Genomic DNA, 7,431 nt, shown 5'->3' on the forward strand with positions numbered 1-7,431 from the left:
ATGATCTCCTCCTCGTCCGTCAGGCTGGTGCGGTCATACACCGTCAGCTCGCCCAGCTTCTCCAGCTCGCCCCAGCTCAGGTCCCCGGGGTTCTCCGTATAGCCGTCCAGTATCACGATTTTCATGAATTGGCCCTCCATGTTTCGCAGGCGGTGATCAGGTGAAAGACCTGGGCCGCAGTGGCTTCCAGGTTGGCAGACGCCTGAGACAGCTCCATGGCCTCCCGCTCCGTGCAGGGGCGCTGGAGGATGGGAAAATATGCGTCGATGCCGTGGTCGTTGCAGGCCCGGGCCTCCGGGGTCACGCAGCCTGCAAGGGCCACCACCAGGGCGCCGTGCCGCTTGGCGGCCTCCGCCACGCCGGCCGGCACCTTGCCCATGACGGTCTGCCGGTCCAGCCGACCCTCGCCGGTGATCACCACATCCGCCCAGGCGGCCTTTTCCTCAAAGCGCAGGGTGTCCAGGATGATGGAGATGCCGGAGCCCATCCTGGCGCGCAGGAAGACCAGCAGCGCATAGCCTAAGCCTCCGGCGGCGCCGGCGCCGGCCGCATCTGCGGCATCGATGCCCGTGGCCTCCTTCACCACTTGGGAAAACCGCAGAGCGCCTGCGTCCATCTGCCGGACGATCTCCGGCGTGGCGCCCTTCTGGGGGCCGAACACCGCAGAGGCACCGTTGGGACCGCAGAGGGGATTGTTCACATCGCAGGCCACCTGGATCTCGCAGCCGGCCAGGCGGGGATCCAGCCCGGAGGCGTCGATCCGGGCGATCCGGCCAACATCCCGGCCATATCCCGCGACCTCCTGGCCCGCATCATCAAAAAACCGGCAGCCCAGAGCCAGCAGCATGCCGATGCCGCAGTCGTTGGTGGCGCTGCCGCCGATGCCGATGATCATCCGCCGGTACCCCCGGTCCAGGGCGTCCAGCAGCATTTCCCCCACGCCCCGGGTGGTGGTGTGGAGGGGATTGCGCTTCTCCGAAGGCACCAGCGGCAGGCCGGAGGCCTGGGCCATCTCAAATACGGCAGTCTGCTGCTGAGGCAGCCAGCCGTACGCTGCCTGGACCGGTTCGCCCAGCGGCCCGGTCACATTTACCTGGATCAGCTCGCCGCCGAGGCCGGAGACCAGCGTCTCCACAGTGCCCTCGCCGCCGTCGGCCACAGGCACCCAGTCCACCTGCGCCTCCGAAGAGACCGACAGGATCCCGGCCTTCACGGCTGCTGCCGCATCCCGGGAGGAGATGCTCCCTTTCATGGAGTCGATTGCCACAAGAACTCGCATATGTTCCGCCCTTTCTGCCGGCTGAAGGGGTCTGCCGGGCCGGCGCATGTATATCGATCGAAATTTATTATATCGTGGCACCGGGGAAAAGTAAAGGGAGATTCTCCACGGCCCGGGTCCGGCAGTGGAAGCTGACTGCACGGAGCAGGTAGTTTTCGGCCGGATTTGAAGATCATTCCTGCCGGACGAACGGTATGCGGCGCGGAAACGCTTCTGCCGCAGATGGTTCGCTGATTTTGGGAACAGCTGGTCTGCCGCCTGGAAAAAGTATCCGCCCTCTTGTGGAACGAGTGGACCTGTGCTAGGATGCGAACCAGGGCTTTTGAGAATGATTTTGCCTGCTTTCAAAGGGATTTTTCGAAAAACATGAAAATTTATTCATTTTTTCCTGAGAGTGGAAGCAGGACTTCAACGGGGCGCCGAAAGGGAGCAGCGGCGTTTCGGGGAGCCTTCACGCTCAAATTCAACCAGGAGGAACAAACACAACATGAAGCGAGAACTTGTAACAGGACTGCTGACCCTGAGTCTGCTGGCATCCATGCTGCCTGCCAACGCGGCGGCGGCCGGCAGTGCGCCCGTGTCCGGGCAGATGGTCGAGAGCCAGACCGGTCGGGAGAGCGGAGCGGCTGACAACCAGCTCTCCAGCGAGGCGGAGACCGGGGCCTTTTCTTTCGAAGATGGTACATATGAGACCATGGAGGCCGCATTTGCCGCAGCCAGTTCCGGCGGCACGGTCACCCTTACCGGCCGGTACGGCAGCGGCGAGGGAGAGAAGCTGGTGAAGATCCCGGCCAACATCGTCCTGCAGGTGGCCTCCGGCGCGGCTCTGACCGCGGAGCTGGAAGATGCTGCCGCGATCCTGACCTCTGAGGGGACCCTCCAGGTCCAGGCAGGCGGCCAGCTGGAATTCCTCGGTCAGACCTATGTGGGGACCGACGCGGACAGTGTCATCCGCCTGCAGGAGGGCGGCATCACCATCAGCGGCTTTGACCAGGGAAAGAGCAAATTCCGGATCGCCCTGGAGCAGAACGCCGTCGCAGAGGTGCCGGCGGACCAGGAGCTGAAGCTGACGCTGCCGCTCCAGACAGGCGGCGGTCTGGATCTGACCATCGGGTCCGGGGCGGAGCTGACGGTCAACGGCGCACTGGCCGCCACCGGCAGTCAGGAGGACGCCGGGACCGGCAAGCCCTCCCAGCTGACCATCTCCGGTGCTCTGACCATGGGCGAGAGCGGCCGGCTCCGCATGAGCTACGGCAGCACGCTGCAGGTGACTGCCTCCGGCACCCTGAAGCTGAATGCCTCCGGCGTCATGGACAATGATCCTGCCGGCGCGAAGCCCTATGAGAACACGGCCAAGCGGTTCACGTACGACCAGGGCGCCATGCTGGTGGTCCCTGCTGACTGTGCCTGGCAGGCGGAGAATTTCACGGACAGCCCGCTGACCTCTTTCGTGGACCCCTTTACAGGTGAGACCATCTACGGCAACAACGGCAGCGCCGATGTGCCGGAGGAGGGCTTTGCGGCAGCCATCGGAGGCACCCAGTATGCGACTGTGGCAGAGGCCGTCGCGGCCGTTCGGGCGGGGGAGACCATCCGTCTGCTGCGGGATGTGGAGCTGGACGGAACCGGCCTGGCAAACAACCATGGCGCGCTGCTGATCTCCCGTGACGTGATTCTGGACGGCAACGGTTATACCATCTCCGCCAAGGAGGGGACCTTCTCTGTCGCCGAGGACAACGGCGGCGGCCCCAGCCTGGTCAATATCCAGGACGATGCCGAAGTGGTGCTGCGGAACGTGACCTTTGACGGCGGCAGCGCCGCCAAGCACGGCATCAATATCTATCACGCTGAGAAGGTGACGCTGGAGAAAGTGGAGATCACCGGCTGCCGTTGGTACGCTCTGGTGGTCAACGGCACGGAGCTGTCTGCGGACGGGCTCTCCACCTCCGGCAACCAGTGGGGCGTCAACATCGACCAGGGCAGCACGGTCCGCCTGGAGGACACGGAGATCGCCGAGGGAGATTCCATCGTCTTTGAGGGCGTGGATGCCTCCGGCAGCCTGACGGTGGAGAGCGGCAGCTATCAGAACATCAAGACCCAGGGCGGCACCACGGCAGGCTCAGTTACCATTGCGGGCGGTACGGTGGCCAGCGTGTCCAACGGTGCGGCGGCAGATGTCTCCGTCACCGGCGGCACGGTGGGGACCATCGAGAACACCGGCGGCGGCACGGCTGCCATCTCCGGCGGCACCGTGACCGGCGCGGTGACCAACAGCGGCTCCGGCAGCATCACGGTCACCGGCGGAAACTTTACCACCGCAGATGTGGAGGAATTCGTGGACCCGGATCAGACGGTCATCCTGACTCTGGATGCCAACGGCGGCAGCTGTGCTGTAAAGACACTGGCCGCGGCCAGCGGCGCGGCCGTGGGCGAGCTGCCGGTCCCCACCCGGACGGGGTACACCTTTGCGGGTTGGTTCACCGCTTCCAGCGGCGGGACCCAGGTCACCGGAGAGTCCGCCTTTGACGCCAATGCCACGCTCTATGCCCACTGGACGGCCAGTGACGACTCCGACGGCGGCAGCGGCTCTCCGTCCGGCGAGTATCTCATCACGGTGGACCGGGTCACCGGCGGCACGGTGCGGGTCAATCCGGGCCGGGCCGACAAGGGCGACACCGTGACCATCACCGTGACGCCCAAGGCCGGCTATGAGCTGGACGAGCTGACGGTCACCGACAGCAAGGGCAGCGAGATCAATGTCCGAAGCGCCGGCAGCAACAAGTATACCTTCGAGATGCCCGGCAGCCGGGTGACCGTGTCCGCCAGCTTTGCCCGCACCGGAGAAAGCGGCAGCGACATGCCCTTTACGGATGTTTCCGCCGGCGCATATTACTTTGATGCGGTCCGCTGGGCTGAGGAAGAGGGGATCACTTCCGGCGTCACCGGCACTACGTTCGCCCCCGGCCGCAGCTGCACCCGGGCCCAGATCATCACCTTCCTGTGGCGTGCCAACGGTTCTCCCCGTGCGGAGAACACGAAGAACCCCTTCACCGACGTGAGCGCCGACGCCTACTATTATGATGCGGTCCTCTGGGCGGTGGAGGAGGGGATCACCTCCGGCGTCACCGGCACCACGTTCGCCCCGGATGCATCCTGCACCCGTGCCCAGGCGGCGGTGATGCTGTGGCGGGCCGAGGGATCTCCCGCCGTATCCGGCACCAATCCTTTCCGGGACGTGGCAGACGACGACTATTACGCGGATGCAGTGGTATGGGCTGTGAAGAACGGCGTGACCCAAGGCACTACGGCAGCTACCTTTGAGCCCGGTGAGGCCTGCACCAGAGCGCAGATCGTGACCTTCCTCTATCGCGCCCTGGGCTGATGAGCTCCGGCCGCACAGGTCTATATACTGTTCCTGCAAAAAGGACGCCCCGCATGTGCGGGGCGCCCTTTTTCGCTTCCTGCCCGGCTGTCACACGATGTCCAGCAGCTGCCGCAGGTCCCGGATCTCGTAGTCGATCCGCAGTTCCTCCGGCCGGGAGATCCCGCGGGGATTGTACCAGCAGCAGGGAAGTCCCGCATTGTTGGCGCCCCGAATGTCTGTGGCCGTGGAATCGCCGATGACCAGACTGTTTTCCGCCGTCAGGCCCGGCACGCGGGAACGCACATAGTCATAGTAGGCGGGATCCGGCTTGGAGGCACCGGCGTCTTCCGAGATAAAGGCGTCGGTGATCAGCTCGGCGAACACGCTGCCCTGCAGGCGGCTCCGCTGGACAGAGGCCACGGCGTTGGTGACGATGTACAGCTTGTGCCCGCGGCGGACCAGCTCCCGGCAGACCGCCTCCGCGTGAGGCAGGGGAAAGACGCCCTCTCCCAGGGCGGCCAGATAGTCCCGGTTGCACTGGGCCGGATCCCGGGACAGGCCGAGCGCCTGCAGGAACTGGACGAACCGCTCCAGTGTCAGTGCCTCCTTGGAGATCTCTCCACGGTCGAATGCGGCCCACAGCTCCTGATTGATCCGGTGATAGAGCTGCCGGTCCTCCGGCGTATCGGGAATATCATTTGCCAGGCACATGGCGGAAAAGGCCCGCGCAGAGGCCTTCGGAAAATCGAACAGGGTGTCGTCCGCATCAAAGAGCAGATAGGGATATTGCATGGAGAGGACTCCTTTCATAGGAAAGATCTTCCGCTTTTTATCTTATCACATCACACCGGGAATGGCAATCACCGCCGGCCTTGGGCCGCATACCATGGCATGAGGGGGAATGCGGGATGAACAAGACCTTTGGCCTGATCGGCGGCGACCGCCGGCAGGCAGAGCTGGCCCGGCTGCTGAAGGAGAAGGGGAATACCGTCTGGACCTATGGCGTGCCCGGTCTGCCGGATGCTCTGGACCAGGCGGCCGCAGCAGATGTGGTGATCCTGCCCCTGCCGCTCTGCCGGGAGGAAGGCATGCTGAACTGCGAGGCTGCGGCTCTGCCGACGGCAGCGCTGTTCCGCCGTTTCCGGCCGGATCAGCTGCTGTTGGCGGGGCAGGTACGGCCGGCCCAGCAGATGGAGGCGGAGCAGCGCGGGCTGACGATGGTGGACTACTTCCAGCGGGAGGATCTGAATGTCGCCAACGCCGCCGCCACTGCGGAGGCAGCGCTGCAGACGGCCATGGAGCATCTGGATCGGACGCTGCTGGACATGAACTGCCTGATCCTGGGCTTCGGCCGGATCGGTCGTCTGCTGGCCTTTCGGCTCCACGGACTGGGGGCCAATGTCACCGCCGCAGCACGGCGGCCAGCGGACTTGGCCTGGATCCGGGCCTATGGCTGGCGGTCGGCGGAGATCAGCCGCCTGGGCGGAAGGCTGGGGGCCTTTGGTGCGGTGTTCAACACAGTCCCCTCGCTGGTCTTGGACCGGCCGCTGCTGATGCAGCTGCCGAAAAACTGCCTCTGTGTGGAACTGGCATCCACTCCTGGGATCGACCAGGAGGCGGCGGAGAAGCTCGGCCTGCCCTGCATCTGGGCCCGCTCCCTGCCGGGACGGCTGGTGCCGGCCACAGCCGCAGCTGCGATCTGCGATGCGGTATTCTACATTATAAAAGAACGAGGTGACCCTGAATGAGAAAAGAACGGGTCGGATTTGCCGTGTGCGGCTCCTTCTGCACCCATCAGCAGGTGTTGGGGGAGCTGGAGAAACTGGTACAGCTCTATGAAACAGTGATCCCCATTACATCGGAGAACACTGCCTTCACGGATACCCGCTTCGGCACCTCCGACGATCTGTTGGAACGGCTGGAGGATCTGACAGGCCATGAGGTGCTCTGTGACATCCCGTCCGTAGAGCCTATCGGCCCCAAGGGCCTGCTGGATGTGCTGGTCGTTGCCCCGGCCACAGGAAATACCATCGCCAAGCTGGCCGCAGGGATCACAGACACGGTAGTCACCATGGCGGTGAAAGCCCATCTGCGAAACGGCCGCCCGGTGGTCATTGCGATGGCCAGCAATGACGGCCTTGCCGCCGGTGCAAGAAACATCGGAGAACTGTTGGTCAGGAAGCACTACTACTTTGTTCCCTTTGGACAGGACAACGCCAAAACGAAACCCTGTTCGCTGATTGCAGACTTCTCCAAGATCCCGGAGACCGTGGAGGCTGCGCTGCGGGGAGAGCAGATCCAGCCCATCCTGCTGCGGTAAATAAGAGAGGTGCGGGTCCCCCCGCGCCTCTTTTTTGCAGAAATGGGCAGATGAAGCTGCCCGTTCAGTGAAAATGCCGAACACAGACTGTAAAAAGTATATTAATTATAAGTTAAACTAATGATCAATATAGTTGCCATTAAAGAGATTGCGTACAAAAGGCGAATCTTGCAGGATCAGCCGCTAAAATAGAGAAAAAATTACCAAAACAGGAAAAAGGGGGTTGACTTTTTCGGGAGCGGATGATATTCTAACTAAGCTGTCCGGCACGAGAGCTACGACACCAGAACACAGAACTTCAAGAAAAACTTGAAAAAATGTGTTGACAAAGTGAAGACTTTGTGGTAAAGTAAATCTCACCGCCGGGAGCGGCGTGCACCTTGTAAATTAAACAACGTAACGAAAAGAAAGCACCAGAAGGTGATACCATTTAGGTGGTATGACCAAAGGACAAAGCCGTTCTGCCGG

At 62.9% G+C, this 7,431-nt stretch carries 5 protein-coding genes and 1 pseudogene; 3 read left to right on the forward strand and 3 right to left on the reverse strand.

Annotated features, from left to right (window positions below; genetic code table 11):
* Both H9X91_RS14510 and H9X91_RS13765 read right to left on the reverse strand, forming a co-directional pair.
* Positions 1 to 125: pseudogene (locus tag H9X91_RS14510) on the reverse strand (D-2-hydroxyacid dehydrogenase); the annotation flags it as partial.
* Complete coding sequence (locus H9X91_RS13765; RefSeq protein ID WP_204805826.1) at positions 122 to 1,279, reverse strand: glycerate kinase family protein; 1,158 nt, start codon at positions 1,277 to 1,279, stop codon at positions 122 to 124. The gene H9X91_RS13765 and the pseudogene H9X91_RS14510, both read right to left, overlap by 4 nt.
* Before the next feature lie 487 nt (positions 1,280 to 1,766).
* Between H9X91_RS13765 and H9X91_RS13770 the strand changes: the two genes are divergently transcribed.
* Positions 1,767 to 4,661 carry an S-layer homology domain-containing protein gene (locus H9X91_RS13770; RefSeq protein WP_204805827.1) on the forward strand — a complete coding sequence of 965 codons (2,895 nt, stop codon included), beginning with the start codon at positions 1,767 to 1,769 and terminating at the stop codon, positions 4,659 to 4,661.
* Between the two features lie 90 nt (positions 4,662 to 4,751).
* Here H9X91_RS13770 and H9X91_RS13775 read toward each other — a convergent pair whose 3' ends face one another.
* Positions 4,752 to 5,435: a YjjG family noncanonical pyrimidine nucleotidase gene (locus tag H9X91_RS13775; RefSeq protein ID WP_204805828.1), complete on the reverse strand. Its 684-nt coding sequence runs from the start codon at positions 5,433 to 5,435 to the stop codon at positions 4,752 to 4,754.
* A 116-nt stretch (positions 5,436 to 5,551) separates the two neighbouring features.
* On the opposite strand from H9X91_RS13775, the gene H9X91_RS13780 reads away from it, so the two are divergent.
* A complete protein-coding gene (locus H9X91_RS13780; protein ID WP_204805829.1) occupies positions 5,552 to 6,391 on the forward strand; it encodes a dipicolinate synthase subunit DpsA in 840 nt (279 codons plus the stop codon).
* Positions 6,388 to 6,963, forward strand: a complete 576-nt coding sequence (locus H9X91_RS13785) for a dipicolinate synthase subunit B (RefSeq protein ID WP_204805830.1) — start codon at positions 6,388 to 6,390, stop codon at positions 6,961 to 6,963. Before H9X91_RS13780 ends, H9X91_RS13785 begins: the two co-directional genes overlap by 4 nt.
* The last annotated feature ends 468 nt before the right edge of the window (positions 6,964 to 7,431 follow it).

The sequence above is a fragment of the Oscillibacter valericigenes genome, assembly GCF_016902445.1.
In the GTDB taxonomy this organism is placed as follows: Bacteria; Bacillota; Clostridia; order Oscillospirales; family Oscillospiraceae; genus Oscillibacter; species Oscillibacter avistercoris.